Consider the following 19858-nt stretch of genomic DNA (forward strand, 5'->3'; position numbering starts at 1 on the left):
GCTCGACCACGGGGACCCTTGACCACCGACATATGACCGAGGAACGTTTTCCGACGAGAGCGAGGCGACCGTGGCCGACCTGTACATCGACGGCACCTGGACACCGGCCCTCGGGGGTGGCCGCAGGGAGATCCGCTGCCCGGCGGACGGCTCCCTGGTGGGGGAGGTCGCGGAGGGGGACGCGGGCGACACCGACCTCGCGATCGCTGCCGCGCACCGTGCCTTCCACGAGGGCCCCTGGACCGGCTGGTCGAACCGGGAGCGCGGCGACCTGCTGCTGCGGGTGGCCGACCTGCTCGAGCGCGACCGTGACGTCGTGGCGCGTGCGGAATCGCTCGACACCGGCAAGCGCCTCGTCGAGGGCGAGTACGACGTCGACGACGTGGTCTCGGTGTTCCGCCACTTCGGCCGCGCCGCCGACGCGGACGCCGGCCGCGTGGTCGACACCGGCAACCCGGCGGTCGTCAGCCGCGTGGTCCACGAGCCCGTCGGCGTCTGCGGGCTGATCAGCCCGTGGAACTACCCGCTCCTGCAGACGGCGTGGAAGGTCGCTCCCTGCCTGGCCGCCGGCAACACCTTCGTGCTCAAGCCCAGCGAGATCACCCCGCACACGTCGGTCCACCTGATGAAGGTCCTCGAGGAGGCCGGGCTCCCGCCGGGCGTCGGCAACCTGGTCCTGGGCGAGGGACCGGCGGTCGGGGCGCCGCTCGCGGAGGACCCGCGCGTCGACCTCGTGTCGTTCACCGGCAGCCTCGCGACCGGCAAGCGGCTGATGGCCGCCTCCTCCGGCACCGTGAAGCGCGTCGCCCTCGAGCTCGGCGGCAAGAACCCCAACATCGTCTTCGCCGACGCCGACTACGACACCGCGCTCGACTTCGCGCTCACCGCGGTCTTCCTGCACTCCGGCCAGGTCTGCTCGGCCGGCGCGCGGCTGATCGTGGAGGAGTCGCTGCACGACCGGTTCGTCGACGACCTCGTCGAGCGGGCGCAGCAGATCCGGCTGGGCGGCCCCTTCGACGAGTCCGCCGAGACCGGCCCGCTCACCAGCGCCGCCCACCGCGACAAGGTCGAGGCCTACGTCGCCGCCGGGCTGGAGGCGGGCGCGGTGCTGCGCTGCGGTGGCGCCCGCCCCGACGACCCGGCCCTCGCCGACGGCTTCTACTACCTGCCGACCGTGCTCGACCGCTGCACCAGCGACATGAGCGTCACCCAGGACGAGTCGTTCGGTCCGGTCCTCACCGTCGAGACGTTCACCGACGAGGCCGAGGCGGTGCGGATCGCCAACGACAGCATCTACGGCCTGGCCGGCGCGGTGTGGACCCAGGACGCCGGCAAGGGCCAGCGCGTGGCGGCCGGGATGCGGATGGGCACCGTCTGGATCAACGACTACCACCCGTACGTCGCCCAGGCGGAGTGGGGCGGCTACAAGCAGTCGGGCATCGGCCGCGAGCTCGGGCAGGCCGGTCTGGAGGAGTACCGCGAGACCAAGCACGTCTGGCACAACATCGCACCCGAGCCGCAGCGGTGGTTCGGAGGAGGGGAGTCATGAGCAGCGAGAGGTCCTACGACTACGTGATCGTCGGCGGGGGCTCGGCCGGGTCGGCGCTGGCCAACCGGCTCTCGGCGGACCCGTCGACGAGCGTGCTGGTGCTGGAGGCCGGGCGCACCGACCGGTTCGACCCGCTCATCCACGCGCCCGCTGCGCTGCCCTTCCCGATCGGCAACCCGCTCTACGACTGGAGGTACGAGTCTGAGCCGGAGCCCGCGATGGGCGGACGCCGGGTCTACCACGCGCGCGGCAAGGTGCTGGGCGGCTCGTCCTCCATCAACGGGATGATCTTCCAGCGCGGCAACCCGATGGACTACGAGCGCTGGGCGGCCGACCCGGGCATGGAGGCGTGGGACTACCGGCACTGCCTGCCGTACTTCAAGCGGATGGAGTCGCTGATCATGCCCGACGGCATGGTCGGCGCGGACGCCTGGCGCGGCGGCGCCGGGCCGCTCAAGCTCGAGCGCAGCCCGGCCACCAACCCGCTCTTCAGCGCCTTCTTCGAGGCCGCCCAGCAGGCCGGCTACCCGCTGACCGATGACGTCAACGGCTACCGCCAGGAGGGCTTCGGCCGCTTCGACCGCAACATCGTCAAGGGTGTGCGGATGTCGGCGGCGCGGGCGTACCTCCACCCGGTGATGGGGCGCAAGAACCTCACGGTCGAGACGTTCGCCCACGCCACCAAGGTGCGCTTCGACGGCACCCGCGCGGTCGGCGTCGACTTCCTCCGCGCCGGACGCCGCCACCAGTCGGTCACCGCCGGCGAGGTGATCCTGTGCGGCGGCGCGATCAACACCCCCCAGCTGCTCCAGCTGTCCGGGATCGGCAACGCCGAGCACCTGCGACCGCTTGGCGTCGACATGGTCCACGACCTGCCCGGGGTGGGGGAGAACCTCCAGGACCACCTCGAGGTCTACATCCAGTACGCCTCGCTCCAGCCGGTGTCGATCGTCGAGGGCCTCAAGTGGCACAACCGGCCGCTGGTCGGGCTCGAGTGGCTGCTGAAGCGGACCGGCACGGCGGCGTCCAACCACTTCGAGGGCGGCGGCTTCTGCCGCTCCAACGAGGACGTGGACTGGCCCAACCTGATGTTCCACTTCCTGCCCATCGCGATCCGCTACGACGGGTCGCCGCCCGCGGGCCAGGACAAGTACGCCCACGGCTACCAGGTCCACATCGGCCCGATGTACGCCGACACCCGGGGCTGGGTGCGGATCGCGTCGACCGACCCGCGGCAGAAGCCGAAGATGCTGTTCAACTACCTCTCCACCGCCAACGACAAGCGCGAGTGGGTCGAGGCCGTCCAGGTCGCGCGCAGCATCCTCAACCAGCCGGCGTTCGCGCCGTTCAACGGCGGCGAGCTCTCGCCCGGCCCGTCGGTCGAGACCGACGAGGAGATCCTCGACTGGGTCCGCAAGGACGCCGAGACCGCGCTCCACCCGTCGTGCACCGCGAAGATGGGCACCGACGAGATGGCGGTCGTCGACCCCGCCACCATGCAGGTGCACGGCACCGAGGGCCTGCGGGTCGTCGACGCCTCGGTCTTCCCCTACGTCACCAACGGCAACATCTACGCCCCGGTGATGATGGTTGCGGAGAAGGCGGCCGACCTGATCGCCGGCAACACGCCGCTGCCGCCGGCCGACGTCCCCTACTACCGCCACCGCGACGACAGCCCCCTCCACCCGCCGGGGGACCCGCGCAACGCCGGCTGAGCGCCGCGCCCGACACGCACCAGACCGGAGGACCCGATGACCGCACAGCTCGACGCCGAGGCCGGCGCCCCTGCCGACACGCCCCCCGCAGCGCCCGGACCCTCGGTCCGCTGGCCGGTCTTCATCACCTCCTTCGCCGGGGTCTGCCTGGTCACGCTCTGGGCGGTCGTCGCACCCACCAACGCCGAGAAGGTCATCGGCGAGCTGGTGTCGAGGGTCGGCACCGGCTTCGGCTGGTTCTACGTCGCGCTGGCGACCGTGGTCGTCGGCTTCGTGGTGTTCCTCGGCGCCTCGCGCTACGGCAACATCCGGCTCGGCCCGGACCACGCACGCCCGGAGTTCTCCACGTTCGCCTGGGCCAGCATGCTGTTCGCGGCCGGCATCGGCACCGACGTGATGTTCTACTCGGTGATCGAGCCGGTCTCGCACTACACCGCACCGCCGGTCGGTGAGCCCGGCACGGTCGACGCGGCCCGCGACGCGACCGTCTGGACCCTCTTCCACTACGGCGTGACCGGGTGGGCGATGTACGCCCTCATGGGCCTCGCGCTGGGCTACTTCTCCTACCGCAAGAACCTCCCGCTCGCCGTGCGGTCGGCCCTCCACCCGGTGTTCGGCAAGCGCATCGACGGCCCGCTCGGCCACGCCGTCGACACCGCCGCCGTCCTCGGCACGATCTTCGGCGTCGCGACCAGCCTGGGCATCGGCGTGGTGTTCCTCAACGTCGGCCTCAACGTGATCTTCGGGGTCCCGGTCGGCACCGGCGCGCAGGCGGCGCTGGCGATCCTCGCGGTCACCGTCGCGGCGGTGTCGGCCACCACCGGCGTCGACAAGGGCATCCGGTTCCTGTCTCAGCTCAACGTGCTCCTCGCGCTGGCGCTGGCTGGCTGGGTGCTCGTCACGGGCAAGACCTCGTTCCTGCTCAACGCGGTCGTGATGAACGTCGGTGACTTCGTCCGCTCGTTCCCCGCCAAGACCCTCGAGACCTTCGCGTTCACGGACACCCAGGACTGGATGCAGCTGTGGACGCTCTTCTTCTGGGCCTGGTGGGTGGCGTGGGCGTCGTTCGTCGGCCAGTTCCTCGCCCGGATCTCGCGCGGGCGCACGATCCGGCAGTTCGTGCTCGGCACGATGGTGATCCCGTTCAGCTACATCGTCATGTGGATCTCCATCTTCGGCAACGCCGCGATCGACAAGGTGCGCAGCGGCGACGACGCGTTCGCCGAGTCCGCCGTCGACTTCACCGGCGTCGGGTTCTACGACCTGCTCCAGGACTACCCGCTGGCCAGCGCGGTCGTGTTCGTGGCGTTCCTCGTCGGCCTGCTCTTCTACATCACCTCGGCCGACTCCGCGGCCCTGGTGATGGGCAACCTGTGCTCGGAGCTCCACGACGTCCAGCAGGACTGCGCGGCGTGGCTGCGGATCAGCTGGGCCAGCGTGACCGGCCTGCTCACTGTGGCGATGCTGGCGGTCGGCGGGATCCTCGCGCTGCAGTACGCGACGATCATCATGGGCCTGCCCTTCGCGTTCGTCCTGGTCCTCGTGATGTGGGGCCTGTTCCGCTCGCTGCGCGAGGAGGGGCGCAAGGTCGACGGCGTACGCGGCATGGCGCCCCTGCTGTCGGCGCGCACCGGCTCGGGCGCGGACAACCGCAAGGCGTGGAAGGCCCGGCTGGCGCGGACGATCAACTTCGTCGACGACCAGGCGGCGGCCGCCTACCTCGGCGCGACCGTGCGACCCGCGCTGACCGAGGTCGCCGAGGAGCTGACCTCGATGGGGGTTCCGGCCACCGTCACCGCGGGAGGCGCGACCGGCTCCGACGAGCTGCCGTGGGTGGAGCTCGCCACCGAGGCGGCCGAGGAGGAGCACTTCGTCTACCGCGTCGTGGTGCGCCGCTCGCCGGTGCCGACCTACGGCGGCCGGATGATCGGCAACCGCGACCAGTACGCCCGCCTCGAGGTGCACCTCGTCGACGGCGGGCAGGACTACGACGTCATGGGCTACACCGCGGAGCAGGTCATCCACGACTGCCTCGACCAGTACGAGCGCCACCTCGCGTACCTCCGGCCCGTCTGAGGGGCGACGCGGCCGGCTCACCCCGCAGGGGGTGACGTCGAAGAAGGTCAAGGCTCGGCACCAATGAGACCGCGGCTCTTGACTAGCAGGTGACCTCGCAGCATTGTTCGCATGTCCGGCCAGTTGCGCTTGGGGCAACTGGTTGCGACAGGCGCAACAGGCTGCCCCTCGTCGTGAGTGCGGCCGTGGACACGCGAGGAGCCCCGATGACGGCAGCCCTGTCGGTCGACAGCCTCTGGAAGATCTTCGGTGCGCGCGCCGACAAGGTCCTCGGGACCCCGGACGCCGACCTGTCCCGCGCGGAGCTGAAGGCGAAGACCGGCTGCGTGGTCGGCGTCAAGGACGTCTCCTTCGAGGTCGCCCCCGGTGAGGTGTTCGTCGTGATGGGCCTGTCCGGGTCGGGCAAGTCCACGCTGGTGCGCCTGCTCACCCGGCTGATCGAGCCCACCAGCGGGAGCGTCACGCTCGGCGGCGTCGACATCACGTCCGCGTCGCCCGCCCAGCTGCGCGACGTGCGGCGCACCCAGGTCTCGATGGTCTTCCAGCACTTCGGCCTGCTGCCGCACCGCCAGGTCATCGACAACGTCGCCTACGGCCTCGAGGTCCGCGGCGTGGCGAAGAAGGAGCGCCGCGAGAAGGCGTCCCAGGTCGTCGACCTCGTCGGCCTGACGGGCTACGAGAAGTCCTACCCAGACCAGCTCTCCGGCGGCATGCAGCAGCGCGTGGGCCTGGCCCGGGCGCTGGCCGGCGACCCCGAGATGCTGCTCTTCGACGAGCCGTTCTCCGCGCTCGACCCGCTGATCCGCCGCGACATGCAGAACGAGGTCATCCGGCTGCACCGCGAGCTCGGCAAGACGATGGTCTTCATCACCCACGACCTCGCCGAGGCGCTCAAGCTGGGCGACCGGATCATGATCCTGCGCGACGGCGAGATCGTGCAGATCGGCACCCCCGACGAGGTCGTCGCCGCGCCCGCCGACGACTACGTGAAGGACTTCGTCTCCGAGGTGCCCAAGGCCCACGTGCTGACCCTGAAGTGGGTGATGCGCGAGCCGCGCCGGGGCGAGGCGATGGACGGCCCGGCGCTGCCGGTGTCGACCATCGTGCGCCACGCGGCGCGTGCGGCGATCGCCTCCGACGCACCGATCCGGGTCGTGGACGGCGACCGTCTCCTCGGCGTGGTCGACGAGGAGGACATCATGCGCGTGGTCGTGGCCGAGGAGGGGGCGTGAGCGGCTCCGGCCCGGCCATCCGTGCCCGCGGCGTCGTCGAGAGCGCGAAGCTGACGGACCCGCCGGAGAAGCGGCCGGTCGAGCCGGGCGCGCCACCTCCCGTCGTCGAGGACTCCGGCATCAGCCGCTGGGTCCCGGCCCTCGGTGTCGTGGTGCTGTGGGTGCTGGTCTGGGCGTTCACCAGGGGCACCGACACCCTCGACCTCCCCAACCTCTCGCGCACGGCGCTCCACGACCGCCTCACCGAGGTCCAGAACTCCCTGCTCGAGGGGCGTTCGACCAACCCGTTCATGCAGTTCACCAACGCGATCGCCGACATCTTCCGCGGCACCGTCGACTGGCTGCAGAGGCTCATCTCCAAGCCGGCGTTCCCGCGCCCGGTGCCGCAGGTCGGCTGGCTGGGCGTCACCGCGGTCGCCACCTACGTCGGGCTCGTGGTCGCCGGCTGGCGGATCGCCCTGCTCGTGGTGGCGTCGTTCCTCTCCTTCGGCGTCCTCGGCTTCTGGGACGAGTCGATGGACACCCTCATCGTGGTGCTGATCTCGGTGGTGCTGGCGGTCGTGATCGGCATGCCGCTGGCGGTCTGGATCGGCACCAACGCCCGCGCCAACGCGGTCGTGACGGTCTTCCTCGACCTCATGCAGACCATGCCGACCTTCGTCTACCTGCTCCCGATCGTGCTCTTCTTCGGCATCGGCACCAGCGCCGCCGTCGTCTCCACCCTGATCTACGCGCTGCCCCCGCTCATCCGGATCGCCGGCTTCGGGATCCGCGAGGTGCCGACCACCACCATCGAGGCCACCGACTCGGCCGGCCAGACCTCCTGGCAGCGGCTGACCAAGGTGCAGGTCCCGATGGCCCGCAAGACGATCATCGTCGGCCTCAACCAGACCACCCTGGCCGCGCTGTCGATGGCGACGCTGGCCTCCTTCGTCGACGGGCCCGGCCTCGGCAAGCCGGTGCTGCAGGGACTGCGCGTCAACGACGTCGGCACCGCGTTCGTGCCGGGCGTCCTGATCGTCGTGATGGCCGTGATGCTCGACCGCACCACGACCGCGGCCAGCGAGCGCTCCGAGCGGGTCGCCCGCGGCGGCGGCGACCCCAACCGGCTGCGGCGTCGGATCGTGGTCGGCGGGGGAGCGGTGGTCGCGCTGGTCGCGGTCTACCTGTCGCGCACCTACGTCAGCCTCGCGGAGTTCCCGACCTACGCCATCGGCGGCCGGATCAGCAGCGCGGTGAGCGACGCCGTCGAGTGGATCAAGGACACCTTCGGCGGCGTCACCGGCGGCCTCAAGGACGCCGTGACCGAGTACCTCCTCAACCCCGTCCAGTCGCTGCTGGCCGAGTCGCCCTGGTACGTCTCGTTCGTGGCGATCGCCGCCCTGGCCCTCGTCTTCGGCGGCGTCCGCGCCCTCGTGATCAGCGTCGCCTGCCTGGCCGGCATCTGGTACCTCGACCTGTGGCACGACGCGATGATCACCCTCAACATGACCCTGGTCGCCACGGTGCTGGTGATGGCGCTCGCGCTGGTCTTCGGCGTCTGGATGGCCCGCGACAGGCGCGTCGACCTCGGCATCCGGCCGCTGCTCGACGCCGGCCAGACCATCCCGCCCTTCGTCTACCTGATCCCGGTCCTCGCGCTCTTCGGGCCCTCGCGCTTCACCGCGATCGTCGCCGGCATCGTCTACGCGGCGCCGGCCGCCATCAAGCTCGTCGCCGACGGGGTCAAGGGCGTCTCGCCCACCACGATCGAGGCAGGTCGCTCGACCGGTCAGACCACGTGGCAGGAGATCACCAAGGTCCAGCTGCCGATGGCCAAGGGGTCGATCGTGCTGGCCACCAACCAGGGCCTGCTCTACGTCCTGTCGATGACCGTCATCGGCGGCCTGGTCGGCGCCGGCGCCCTCGGCTTCGACGTCGTCTACGGCTTCTCCCGCAGCGAGGCCTGGGGCAAGGGCGCGGCCGCCGGCCTGACCATCGTGCTGCTCGGCGTGATGCTCGACCGGATCACCCGCGCCGCCGCCGACGTACGCCGCGACGACCGCCCCGGCACGCGCCGTGCCTTCCACCTCCGGCTGCCGATCGGCCCGCCGGGCAACTAGCACCACCCACCCGCACCGAGAAGGAGCAGCACCATGCGCCACACCCGAAGTCGAGCCGCCCGCCTGGGTGCGCTCGCCACCGTCGCCGTCGTGGCGCTGTCCGCCTGCGGCGGGGGATCCATCGACGAGCAGACGCAAGCCAACGAGGAGCAGGCGGCCGCCAGCGGCGGCGAGTGCGGCGACCTCAACATGGCCGTCAACCCGTGGGTGGGCTACGAGGCCAGCGCCTACGTCGTCGGCACCGTCGCCCAGGAACAGCTCGGCTGCACGGTCAACTACAAGGAGCTCAAGGAGGACGTCTCCTGGCAGGGCTTCGGCACCGGCGAGGTCGACGTGGTCATCGAGGACTGGGGCCACCCCGACCTCGAGAAGAAGTTCTTCGCCGAGGAGGGCGACGGCAGCGCCGAGGACTTCGGGCCCCAGGGCAACGTCGGCATCATCGGCTGGTTCGTCCCGCCGTGGCTCGCCGAGGAGCACCCGGACATCCTCGACTACAAGAACCTCGACAAGTACGCCTCGGAGTTCGCGACCTCGGAGTCCGGCGGCAAGGGCCAGTTCCTCGGCGCCGACCCGTCCTACGTGCAGTTCGACGAGGCGATCGTGTCGAACCTCGGGCTCGACTTCCAGGTCGTCTACTCCGGCTCGGAGGCCGCCAGCATCGAGGCCTTCCGCAAGGCGGAGGAGAACAAGGAGTGGGTCATCGGCTACTGGTACGAGCCGCAGTACTTCAACGCCGAGGTGGCGATGCAGCGGGTGGCGCTCCCGCCCTACACCGACGGCTGCCAGGACGACCCGCAGAAGGTCGCCTGCGACTACCCGGAGACCGAGCTGAAGAAGATCGTCGGCTCGGAGTGGGCGGCCTCCGACTCCACCGCGGTCGACCTGGTGCGGAACTTCACCTGGACCAACGAGGACCAGAACGTCGTCGCCGGCTACATCGCGGCGGACGGGATGACGCCGGAGGACGCGGCCGCGAAGTGGATCGAGGAGAACCAGGACAAGGTCGACGCCTGGCTCGGCTGAGCGAGGGTCCTCCCGCCCGGACGGACCTTGACACCCGTCCGGGCCGGGAGGACCGTACCCGCAACACCTGTGGTGCAGATCACGCAACGACGTTGCGCTGGACGCAACGGGAACGGTGGCTGTCATGGCGATCAAGGACTCCCCCGGAGCGCAGCGCGAGAGCGCCCAGCCGCCGCCCGAGCGCGCTGACGGCCACCTCCCGCTCGACAAGGTGACCTTCGGGGTCGCCGCGGGCATCGCGGTCGCGTTCCTGCTGTGGGGGACGCTCGACTCGACCGGGATGGGTGAGACCACCTCCACGGTGCTCGGTGAGCTGACGTCCCTGTTCGGCTGGCTGTTCATCCTCGTCAGCGCGTCGTTCCTGCTGTTCTCCGCCTACCTCGCGGTGAGCCGCTACGGCAACATCAGGCTCGGCCCGGACGACTCGGAGCCCGAGTTCTCCACGTTCTCCTGGGTCTCGATGATGTTCGCGACCGGCATGGGCATCGGCCTGATGTTCTGGGGCGTCGCGGAGCCGCTGACCTACCTCACCGCCACCACCGCCGACAGCATCCCTCCGGGTCGCGGCGACCCGTCGACGCCCGACAGCGCGCGGGTCGCGATGGAGTACGCCTTCTTCCACTGGGGCTTCCACCCCTGGTCGATGTACGCCGTGATCGGCCTCGCGATCGGCTACTTCGCCTACCGCAAGGGCGCCGGCAACCTGGTGTCCGGCGCGTTCGGCCCGCTGCTGAAGGGGCGCGAGAAGGGTGGTGCGGGCAAGGCCATCGACGTGATCGCCATCTTCGCCACCCTCTTCGGCTCGGCGACCTCGCTCGGCCTCGGCGCGCTCCAGATCACCGGCGGCCTCGACGACGTCTTCGGCAGCGGGGACTCCAAGTGGCTGACGGTCGCCGTCATCGCCGTGCTGACGCTGTGCTTCGTGCTCTCGGCGGTGACCGGCATCGAGAAGGGCGTCCAGCTGCTCTCCAACGCCAACGCGATCGCGGCGGTGCTGCTGGTGTTCTTCCTCTTCGTCGTTGGCCCGACGGTCTTCATCCTCAGCACCTTCACCGAGTCGCTCGGCGGCTACCTCACCCACCTGCCGACGATGGCCTTCCGCACCGGCGCCTTCGGCGGCACCGAGTTCCTCAGCACCTGGACGATCTTCTACTGGGCGTGGTGGATCTCCTGGACGCCGTTCGTCGGCATGTTCATCGCCCGCATCTCCAAGGGCCGCACGATCCGGCAGTTCGTGGTCTACGTGATCCTGGTGCCGAGCGTGGTGTCGTTCGTGTGGTTCTCGATCCTGGCCGGCTCGGCCTTCGACCTCCAGCTCTCCGGCGCCAAGGACCTCGGCGCGGTGCTCGCGGACGAGGGCACCGAGAGCGCGCTCTTCACGACGCTGCGCGAGTACCCCCTCGCGAGCATCACCGTCGTGCTGGCCGTCTTCCTGGTGGCGATCTTCTTCATCACCGGTGCCGACTCCGCCTCGATCGTGATGGGCATGCTCAGCCAGCACGGCAAGGAGGAGCCGATGCGCTGGCTCATCATCTTCTGGGGGGTCGCCCAGGGCGCCGTGGCTGCGGTGCTGCTGTTCTCCGGCGGGCTCGGTGCGCTGCAGACGCTGGTGATCATCGTGGCCGGGCCGTTCATGCTGGTGATCTGCGCGATGTGCGTCTCGCTGATGAAGTCGCTGCGCGCCGAGCCCTACGAGTCGACACTGCCCTCGCGGGTCCGCAAGGCGGTGCTGCACGCCCAGAGGTACGACCAGATCGAGCACCACACCGTCGCGCTCGCGGCGCTCGGGGCCGACCCCGAGGAGGTCACCGGCGACCCGATGCCCGACGTGGACGCGGACGGTCGCCCAGCCCGCCGCGACTGACCCGTCCGCCGCTGCCCCCGGTTGCTTGACAGCCACCGGGGGACCGGCCGTACATTTCTTGCGTCGCACATGACGCAACACGTTGCGTGATACGCAACGCCGTTCCCACGCAGGAGGCACCCATGGCCGAGGTCCCCGCGACCGCGAACGTCGTCGTGATCGGAGCCGGCATCGTCGGCAACAGCCTGGTGCACCACCTCACCCGGCTCGGGTGGACGGACGTGGTCCAGATCGACAAGGGGCCGCTGCCCAACCCGGGCGGCTCCACCGGTCACGCGTCCAACTTCATCTTCACCGTCGACCACTCCCGCGAGATCACCGACCTCACCCTCGACTCGGTCGCGCAGTACCAGGAGATGGGCGTCTTCACGCAGTCCGGCGGCTTCGAGATCGCCCGGACCGAGGAGCGGATGGAGGAGCTGCGCCGGCGCATGTCGAGCGCGAGGGCGTGGGGCATCGAGGCGTCGCTGGTGACCCCGGCGTTCGTGAAGGAGAAGGTGCCGTTCATCGAGGAGGACCAGTTCATCGGGGCCTTCTGGACGCCCGGCGTGGGCGTGGTCGACTCGCTGCGGGCCGGCACGATCATGCGCGAGCGCGCCCTGGCGACCGGCGAGCTCACCGTCGTGCCCACGGTGGAGGTGACCGGCCTCGACACCGAGGAGGGCGCCCACGGACGCCGCCGGATCACCCGCGTCCGGACCACCGGCGGCGACATCGAGGCGAAGGTGGTGGTGATCGCGGCCGGGGTGTGGAGCCCCAAGCTCGGTGACATGGCCGGGATCTCGATCCCGCTGACGCCCGCGGTGCACCAGATGATCAGCGTCGGCCCCTGCCCCCAGCTGTCCGAGAAGGAGGGTGAGATCTCCTTCCCGATCGTCCGCGACATGGACACCTTCTGCTACGAGCGCCAGCACGGCGCCGACATGGAGGTCGGGTCCTACGCCCACCGCGCGATCCTCCACGAGCCCGAGGACATCCCCTCGATCGAGCAGGCCAAGCTGTCGCCGACCGAGATGCCCTTCACCGAGGACGACTTCGACCCCCAGCTCGAGCAGGCCTACGAGCTGATGCCCGACCTGCTCGGCGCCGAGGGCGCGGAGATCCGCTACGCCATCAACGGCCTGCTCTCGCTCACCTGCGACGGCAACCCCATCCTGGGCGAGAGCGAGGTCGCCGGGCTCTGGACCGCGGCGGCGGTGTGGATCAAGGAGGGTCCCGGCGTCGGTCGCGCGGTCGCCGAGTGGATGACCCACGGCCACTCCGAGATCGACCTGCACCACAGCGACATCGCCCGCTTCCACGCCCACCAGAAGCGCCGCGAGCACACCCGGCTGCGCACCACCGAGTCGTTCATCAAGACCTACGGCATCGTGCACCCGGCCGAGCAGTACGAGTCCGACCGCGACCAGCGGCTCTCGCCGATGCACGACGCCCAGGCCAAGCTCGGCGCCGTCTTCTTCGAGACCGCCGGCTGGGAGCGCCCGTTCTGGTACGAGTCCAACGCCGGCCTCGTCGAGCAGTACGGCGACGCGGTCATGCCGCGCGAGCACGAGTGGGACGCCCGGTGGTGGAGCCCGATCATCAACGCCGAGCACCTCCGGATGCGTGAGGCGGCCGCGGTCATCGACCTGTCGGCGTTCTGCATCTTCGACATCGAGGGCCCCGAGGCGCTCGACGTCGTGCAGCGCACCTGCGTCGCGCAGTGCGACGTCGCCGTCGGCAAGGTGATCTACACGCCGGTCCTCGACGCCAAGGGCGGCTTCAAGTCCGACCTCACCGTGATGCGGCTCGGCGACGACCACTTCCGCGTGGTCACCGGCGGCGCCCACGGCATGGCCGACCGCGCGTGGTTCTCGGGTCACCTGCCGGAGTCGGGCACCACGACGCTCACCGACCTGACCGACGACGTCTCCACGGTCGGCATCTGGGGACCGAAGGCACGCGAGGTGGTCGCCTCGCTCACCTCCGACGACGTGTCCGACGGCGGCTTCGGTTTCCTGACCTGCCGCGAGATCGAGATCGGCGGCATCCCGGTGCTCGCGTCGCGCATCTCCTACGTCGGCGAGCTCGGCTGGGAGCTCTACGTCGCGATGGACCGCGCGGCCGAGCTCTGGGAGGCGCTGCTCGACGCGGGTGCGCCGCACGGCGTCGTGCCCGCCGGGATCGGCGTCTACGGCACCACCGGCCGGATCGAGAAGGGCTACCGCGCCTATGGCGCCGAGCTCGACTCCGAGCGCTCCATCGTCGAGGCCGGCATGCAGCGGCCCAAGGTCAAGGCCGCCGACTTCGTCGGCAAGGAGGCCTACCTCGCGCAGCGGGCTGTGTTGGATTCAGGGGAGGCACCGAAGGCGGTGCTCTGCACCCTGACCGTCGACGACCACACGTCCGCGTCCGGCGTGAAGCGCTACATGCTCGGCGGCGAGCCGATCCTGACCCGCGACGGCGGCACGCTCACCGACGGCCATGGCCACCACCCGTACGTCACGAGCGCCGGCTCGGCGCCCTCGCTCGGCACGCACGTGCTGCTCGCCTACCTGCCCCCGGCCGAGGCGGTGATCGGCAACCAGCTCGCCGTGTCCTACATGGAGGAGCTCTATCCCGTGACCGTCGGCTCGGTCGACGCCACCCCGCTCCTCGACCCGTCCAACGAGCGCATCCGATGAACCCGCTCGTCTGCGTGAAGCGGGTCGTCGACTCCTCCAGCGAGGTCGTGCTCACCGAGGACGGCCAGGGGGTGGACGGCCGGTTCGCCGGCTTCACCACCAGCGCCCACGAGGAGTGCGCGGTCGAGCTCGCGGTGCGGATCGCCGCGGACCAGGGCGGAGGGGCGACGGTGGTCACCCTCGGCGACGCCGACGCGGTGGAGCAGCTGCGCTCCGCGCTCGCGGTCGGCTGCACGGCCGCGACCCACGTCCTGGTCGACGCGCAGTCCCTCGGCCCCGCCGACGTCGCGCGCGAGCTCGCGGCCGTGGTCCGCGACCACGAGGCGGCCGGCACCCCCCACCAGCTGGTGCTGCTCGGCAACGACGCCGCCGACAGCGGCGACCACCAGGTCGGGATCCGGTTGGCCCACGAGCTCGGCTGGCCGGTCGTCAACGGCGTCAGCACGGTGTCGGTGTCCGACGGGACCGTGACCGCCAGCGGCTCGGGTCCGGACGGCCACGAGACCTACCGGGTCCCCCTGCCCGCGGTGGTGACGGTCCTCGAGGGTGGAGTCGAGCCGCGCTACCCGACCGTCCCGGGTCGGATGAAGGCGAAGAAGGTGCCGATCGAGGAGCGCCAGCCGGTGGCCGAGCCCGTCGGCCCGGCGCGCGTACGGCTCGTGCTCCCGCCGCCGTCGCCGTCCTCGGTGGAGGTGCTGGGGGAGGGCGCGGCGGCCGCGCCCGCGGTGGTCGACCTGTTCGAGCGGCTGGGGGTGCTGGCCCGATGATCGTCGTGCTGGTCGAGGTCTCGCCCGCGGGCGAGGCCGTCGAGACGTCCCGCGAGGCGATCACCTTCGCCCGCGACCTGGCCGCCGCCGGTGGCGGCATCCCGATCGACGCGGTCGTGGTGGGTGCCCCCGACGACTCCCTCGTCACGGTGCTCGCGTCCTACGGCGTGCGCCGCGTCCACGCGCTGACCGGTCCGGCCTACGACGCGTTCTCCGGTGCCGCCTGGGCCACGGGCGTCGAGCACGTACGCGCGAGCGCCGGGGCCGTGGTCGTGATGGCGTCCGGCACCCCGCGCGGCAACGAGGTGCTCGCCCACCTCGGGGCGCGCGCCGGGGTGCCGATGGCCGCCAACGTCGTGTCCTTCGGCGGGCTCTCGCCCTTCACGGTGACCCGCCAGGTCGTCGGAGGAGCGGCGCTCGAGGAGATGCAGCTGTCCCAGCGGCCCGCGCTCTTCACCGTCGCCGGCCACACCGTCGAGGCGCGCCCCGCCGACGCCCCCGGCGCCGGCGAGGTGGTCGTGGAGACGCCCGACGTCCCCGACGCCGACCTGGTGGCCCGCGTGGTGTCGACCGACGAGCCCGAGCCCGACCTCTCCGGGACGCTGAAGTCGGCCCGCGTGGTCGTCGGTGCGGGCCGCGGCGCCGGCTCGGCCGAGGGCTTCGACGACCTGCTCGAGCTGGTCGACCTCCTCGACGCCTCGCTCGGCGTCTCGCGGGTGGTCACCTCGCTGGGCTGGCGCCCCCACCACGAGCAGGTCGGTCAGACCGGCAGCCGGATCTCGCCGGACCTCTACATCCCCTGCGGCATCAGCGGCGCGATCCAGCACTGGGCCGGCTGCAGCACCGCGAAGGCGATCCTCGCGATCAACACCGACCCCGACGCCCCGATGGTCACCAAGGCGACCCACGCCGTCATCGGCGACCTGCACGAGGTGGTCCCGGCGATCAACGCCGAGATCCGGAGGCGGCGGGGCTGAGGGTCTCGCTGGCTGTCGATGGAGCAGGCAGTTCGCCGGGCTCGGCTGCCTTTCGCCGCGTGGTTACGTGCTGCCGGGTCGCGAACTGCCTACAGAGGGCGGTCGGCTCGCCGGGCTGCGGGGGACGCGTGAGGCGTTCCGCCGGGCTGGATGTCGGCGTAGCCTCCTCGCATGACCGGGTCGGAGAGCGCCAGGACGAGAGGCCGTCCGATCCTCGCGGTCCTCGCCGTCCTCTGGGTCGGTCTCGGGTACTGGGCTATCGAGGACGGCGACATGTGGCGCGGCGCCGCTGGGGTGGCGCTCGGCGCCCTGTGGGCATGGTCCTACCTGCGGCCGGACTCGATGGTCACCCGGTTCATGGACAAGCCGATCTTCAAGCGGAAGCAGCACGCCGAGCCGGTCGGGACGCCCGACCGCGGGTGAGCCGGACTGCGTCCGCATCGCGCGGTCGGTCGGTACGCCCGACCGCGGGTGAGCCGGACTGCGTCGGGATCGCGCGGGCACGCTGCCGCCGCCGCGGGTGTGCCGATCGCTCCGAGGTGGGCGCGCTGTCGCGGTGCCTGGGTGGGCCTGTCGGGCAGGCCGGTGGCCGACCGGGAGCGCCGACCGGGAGTTACGGACGACCGACAGCGGCTGATCGGTGGCGGTGACCGGGGTGATGGTCAGAAGCGCTGACTCGGAGCCGGTGGTCCGGGCGATGGTCCTGCGGACGACCCGACAGTGACGGGTCACGTGGCGAGCCGGCGGTGCTCGGGGCTGGGCGGTCGGCCTACGTTCGCCGATGGAAGGTGATCTGGTTGTCGGCGTGGACGGTCTTGGCGTAGCGCGGGTCGTGAGCGAGGCGGTGGTGGCGCGGGCAGAGGAGCCGACCGTTGGCGAGGTCGGTGGTGCCGCCGTTGGACCAGGGGTCGTCGTGGTGGGCGTGACACCCCGATGCGGTGGTCTCGCACCCGCGGGCGGTGCAGCCGTGGTCGCGCAGTCCGAGCGCGATCCGCTGGGCCTTGGTGAAGAGCCGCCGGGCGCGGCCGAGGTCGAGGACCCGGCCCTCGCCGTCGAGGACGGCGGGGATGATCCCGGCCTCGCAGGCCAGGCGCCGCGCCATCGCCGCGGACATCCGGGTGCCGTCGTCGAGGAGTGCGGTGGCGTGCTCGCCGAGGAGCTGCTCGAGGGTCATCGTGATCACGACGGTGGCGTTGACGCCGGCGGTCTGCGGGGTGGCGTCTTCGGGGTAGCGCTCGATGTACTCCACGAACGCCTCGCCCATCCTCCGGTGCAGCGGCTTCCAGTTGCCGTGCTCGTCGCGGAGCTCGTCGTCTGTGTGCCGGGCTGGGTTCGCGAGGGCCTGGAGGTGGCGCTTGAACATCGCGCCGGCGTGGGAGGGGATGGTGAACCGGCCGTGGCAGCGGCCGTGGCCGTCGTCGGTGAGGGTGAGCTCGACGCCGGCGTCCGCGCGCGCCTCCTCGGCCGCGAGGGTCGCGGCTTCCTGGGCTTCGCCGAGCTCGGGTGCGACGACGTCGAGGATCCGCCTGCCGAGGCGGCGTAGGGCCTTGGCGTCGTGCTCGCTCGCGGCCTTGAGCAGGTGGTCGCGTGCCTGGGTGCGGGCGGACGGGTCGATGATCCGCGTGGAGCCGTCGGTGCAGCGCACGGAGGTGGGGATGGCGTCGACGGCGGCGACGATGACCCGCGCCTGCTCGATGCGGATCCGACCGTCGGCGAGCGCTTGTCCGGTGGGGGCGTGGAGGTCGTCCTCGAACGCGCGGCCGAGCCGGGTAAGGCGTGCGGCTTCGGCGTGGGTGTGGCGGCTGCGGCCGGCCCACCGCTGGTGGGTGTGCCGTGCACCCGTCGTGTCCCCGAACCGCCGCTGGTCGGCCTCGGCTGCGGTCCGGCACACCTGCCGGGTCAGGCGGCTCGACGCGCTGGTCAGCTCGTCCAGCACCCGCACGACGTCCGCGTCCCCGAGCCCGGTCAGCGAGAGCCCGCCCACCTCGGTCAGGGTGGCGTGGACCCGCTCCAGCACCGCAGCCACGACCGGCGACGCGGCCGGATCGGTGCCCGGGGCACGCCACTCAACGACACGCCCACCCTCGGGCCCGCTCTCGTGGGGTTCCTCGACTGGTAGAGCACTCACAGCACTGCCCCTCCCGCACCCCAGGTTGGGCGCGTCGACAACTACGGTCGTGGGTCAATGTCGTCAGGTGCGTACAGCCAGATACTGGCCTCAAGGAAGGACCCGAGCTCGCTCGCTCGAACACCACAGACGCTACGGCAAGCCACCGACAACGGGCCTCGCGTCGTCCCCAGGACGGCAGGGGCACGCGGGCGGTCAGTGAAGGGCATGCTCCGAGGACCTGCCCAGCGTCGTAGGTGCCGCAGCATTCGCGACGGTTTGACGCATTCCGGAGGGCGTCCACGCAGGGCGGCACCCCGCTGATCGCAGTGCCCAAGCCGGAGTCTGTCTGCAACCACTGGGAAACCAGCGATGGGCACATAGTCGCTTAGGCTCGCCGCGTGAATCCAGTCGATTGGAGTGCCGAAACGTGGGGCGCAATCGGCAGTGGCGCGACGGCGCTCGCGTTCTTCGTGTCAGCTTGGGTTCTGAGTCTCCAGCTCAAGGATCGCCGCCGCACGCCTGCCGAAGGCGTCACCGTTTGGGTTGACGATCGATACACGCAGGACGAGGACCGGGAACTCGTCCGTTCCGTTTCCGTCACGTTGAAGAATGCTGGGGCGCACCCAGTCTTCGACGTCCAAGTCGTCGTCGGGTACGGACATTTCGGCTCAGCCGTAACGAGCGTCGGTCCTCTCGCAGTCCCGACTCAACCCGTCCTGCCTCCAGGCGCGGAGTGGACTTGGCCAATCAAAGATCTGCTGGGCTCTCTCGAGGTTGAAGGGAGGCTCGTTGCTGAGGTGTCGTTTCGCGACGCTGCGAACAGGTGGTGGCTTCGCGACTTCGGCGGCCAGCTTCAACGCTGGCGTGGCCGGATGCGTAGGTCGGTAACGAAACTCGACGACGGCGACGTGACACTTGAAAAGTTCGGACCGGTGTCTTGGGAGAATCCGGTCTCGGTGGCGGCCGCGTTCTGGAGTGTGCTCGGTGATCCGGTGGGCCCTGACCGGACCGATCGCTTGACCTCCCTATGCACGCCAGAGTCCCTGCCCGGGTGGGGCGACTTCGACGGGATTGCAGAGTTGCTCGAAGGTCATGGGCTCGCATCGTTTCCCGCGTATCCGGCACCACGGGTGGCCTACGTGAAGTTCCCTGAAGACGTAGACCACGCTTTGATTGTTTCTGGACCAACGCTGGTCGCCGCCAAGATTATGACCTTGCAGCATCGGAACGACCTGGAGCCTGCCGGCTGGCGCGTGTTCGCAATCGGCTCGCCGGTTCCCCCCGAAGCCATCCCAGGACCCCCGTCGGTCTAGCGGGCACTTCGCTGGAGACTCGACGTCGATCGGCACCACCGCCGATGCTTGACGCCGACTCTGACGGCCCCGGCTCGCGGCGGAATGTGTGTGCTTCGCCAAGGCGTGGTCTCCGATCGGCGCCGGGCCATTCCTCGATCTGCAGACGCCGCCCAACAACAGGTCCCGGCGCCTCCGCCAAGATGTGGCGATGACGTCGCTGCTTTCACCTCTCGGTGCATTACTCGTCGCTCTTGGAGCCTCGGTTCAGGCTCTGCGCTGGTTGCTCGCTGAAGGCGGTGTACTCCGAAGCCGTCGAGAGTTGGCTTATAGCCGAACCGAACACCTCGAAGTACGACGCTCTGTGAAACGCGCGCAGACCGATTGGATCGCTTGGGCCCTTGTGGCAGTGGGCGCCTGGTTCGTCACGCTCGCTGAATGGGATGCGCTGCTGAGCTGACCTTGTCTGACAAGCGGCGGCGAGACGC

The 19858-nt window shown here is 70.6% G+C and carries 13 protein-coding genes; 12 read left to right on the forward strand and 1 reads right to left on the reverse strand.

What is annotated here, in order from left to right:
• Nucleotides 1-70: 70 nt before the first annotated feature.
• The 11 genes from LN652_RS16555 to LN652_RS16605 all read left to right on the forward strand — a co-directional run bounded on the left by LN652_RS16555 (nucleotide 71) and on the right by LN652_RS16605 (nucleotide 16391).
• A complete protein-coding gene (locus LN652_RS16555) occupies nucleotides 71-1549 on the forward strand; it encodes an aldehyde dehydrogenase family protein (RefSeq protein ID WP_230441697.1) in 1479 nt (492 codons plus the stop codon).
• Nucleotides 1546-3264, forward strand: a complete 1719-nt coding sequence (gene betA, locus LN652_RS16560) for a choline dehydrogenase (RefSeq protein ID WP_230441698.1) — start codon at nucleotides 1546-1548, stop codon at nucleotides 3262-3264. Before LN652_RS16555 ends, betA begins: the two co-directional genes overlap by 4 nt.
• 36 nt (nucleotides 3265-3300) lie before the next feature.
• Nucleotides 3301-5340 (forward strand): choline BCCT transporter BetT, encoded by a 2040-nt coding sequence (gene betT / locus LN652_RS16565; protein WP_230441699.1) that lies wholly within the window; start codon nucleotides 3301-3303, stop codon nucleotides 5338-5340.
• A gap of 206 nt (nucleotides 5341-5546) precedes the next feature.
• On the forward strand, nucleotides 5547-6572 hold the full coding sequence (locus LN652_RS16570) for a quaternary amine ABC transporter ATP-binding protein (protein ID WP_230441700.1): 1026 nt from the start codon (nucleotides 5547-5549) through the stop codon (nucleotides 6570-6572).
• On the forward strand, nucleotides 6569-8674 hold the full coding sequence (locus LN652_RS16575) for an ABC transporter permease (RefSeq protein ID WP_230441701.1): 2106 nt from the start codon (nucleotides 6569-6571) through the stop codon (nucleotides 8672-8674). The genes LN652_RS16570 and LN652_RS16575 overlap by 4 nt, the downstream gene beginning before the upstream one ends.
• 33 nt (nucleotides 8675-8707) lie before the next feature.
• Nucleotides 8708-9697 carry an ABC transporter substrate-binding protein gene (locus LN652_RS16580; RefSeq protein ID WP_230441702.1) on the forward strand — a complete coding sequence of 330 codons (990 nt, stop codon included), beginning with the start codon at nucleotides 8708-8710 and terminating at the stop codon, nucleotides 9695-9697.
• Between the two features lie 124 nt (nucleotides 9698-9821).
• Complete coding sequence (locus LN652_RS16585) at nucleotides 9822-11561, forward strand: BCCT family transporter (RefSeq protein WP_230441703.1); 1740 nt, start codon at nucleotides 9822-9824, stop codon at nucleotides 11559-11561.
• Between the two features lie 122 nt (nucleotides 11562-11683).
• Nucleotides 11684-14224, forward strand: a complete 2541-nt coding sequence (locus tag LN652_RS16590) for a GcvT family protein (protein WP_230441704.1) — start codon at nucleotides 11684-11686, stop codon at nucleotides 14222-14224.
• Nucleotides 14221-14991, forward strand: coding sequence for an electron transfer flavoprotein subunit beta/FixA family protein (locus LN652_RS16595; protein WP_230441705.1), 771 nt, complete (start codon nucleotides 14221-14223; stop codon nucleotides 14989-14991). The genes LN652_RS16590 and LN652_RS16595 overlap by 4 nt, the downstream gene beginning before the upstream one ends.
• A complete protein-coding gene (locus tag LN652_RS16600; protein ID WP_230441706.1) occupies nucleotides 14988-15968 on the forward strand; it encodes an electron transfer flavoprotein subunit alpha/FixB family protein in 981 nt (326 codons plus the stop codon). The genes LN652_RS16595 and LN652_RS16600 overlap by 4 nt, the downstream gene beginning before the upstream one ends.
• Nucleotides 15969-16139: 171 nt before the next feature.
• Nucleotides 16140-16391, forward strand: a complete 252-nt coding sequence (locus LN652_RS16605; protein ID WP_230441707.1) for a hypothetical protein — start codon at nucleotides 16140-16142, stop codon at nucleotides 16389-16391.
• A 346-nt stretch (nucleotides 16392-16737) separates the two neighbouring features.
• Here the strand turns inward: LN652_RS16605 and LN652_RS16610 are convergent, their stop codons facing one another.
• On the reverse strand, nucleotides 16738-17994 hold the full coding sequence (locus LN652_RS16610) for an HNH endonuclease signature motif containing protein (protein ID WP_230441708.1): 1257 nt from the start codon (nucleotides 17992-17994) through the stop codon (nucleotides 16738-16740).
• Between the two features lie 482 nt (nucleotides 17995-18476).
• Here LN652_RS16610 and LN652_RS16615 point away from each other — a divergent pair, with 482 nt between their 5' ends.
• Nucleotides 18477-19391, forward strand: coding sequence for a hypothetical protein (locus tag LN652_RS16615; RefSeq protein ID WP_230441709.1), 915 nt, complete (start codon nucleotides 18477-18479; stop codon nucleotides 19389-19391).
• Nucleotides 19392-19858: the final 467 nt, after the last annotated feature.

Source organism: Nocardioides okcheonensis (assembly GCF_020991065.1).
Classification (GTDB): domain Bacteria; phylum Actinomycetota; class Actinomycetes; order Propionibacteriales; family Nocardioidaceae; genus Nocardioides; species Nocardioides okcheonensis.

Coding starts and splice junctions, on each gene's coding strand:
- betA (WP_230441698.1), top strand. CDS start 1,546: ATGAGCAGCGAGAGGTCCTACGACTACGTGATCGTCGGCGGGGGCTCG.
- betT (WP_230441699.1), top strand. CDS start 3,301: ATGACCGCACAGCTCGACGCCGAGGCCGGCGCCCCTGCCGACACGCCC.
- LN652_RS16570 (WP_230441700.1), top strand. CDS start 5,547: ATGACGGCAGCCCTGTCGGTCGACAGCCTCTGGAAGATCTTCGGTGCG.
- LN652_RS16580 (WP_230441702.1), top strand. CDS start 8,708: ATGCGCCACACCCGAAGTCGAGCCGCCCGCCTGGGTGCGCTCGCCACC.
- LN652_RS16585 (WP_230441703.1), top strand. CDS start 9,822: ATGGCGATCAAGGACTCCCCCGGAGCGCAGCGCGAGAGCGCCCAGCCG.
- LN652_RS16590 (WP_230441704.1), top strand. CDS start 11,684: ATGGCCGAGGTCCCCGCGACCGCGAACGTCGTCGTGATCGGAGCCGGC.
- LN652_RS16595 (WP_230441705.1), top strand. CDS start 14,221: ATGAACCCGCTCGTCTGCGTGAAGCGGGTCGTCGACTCCTCCAGCGAG.
- LN652_RS16600 (WP_230441706.1), top strand. CDS start 14,988: ATGATCGTCGTGCTGGTCGAGGTCTCGCCCGCGGGCGAGGCCGTCGAG.
- LN652_RS16605 (WP_230441707.1), top strand. CDS start 16,140: ATGACCGGGTCGGAGAGCGCCAGGACGAGAGGCCGTCCGATCCTCGCG.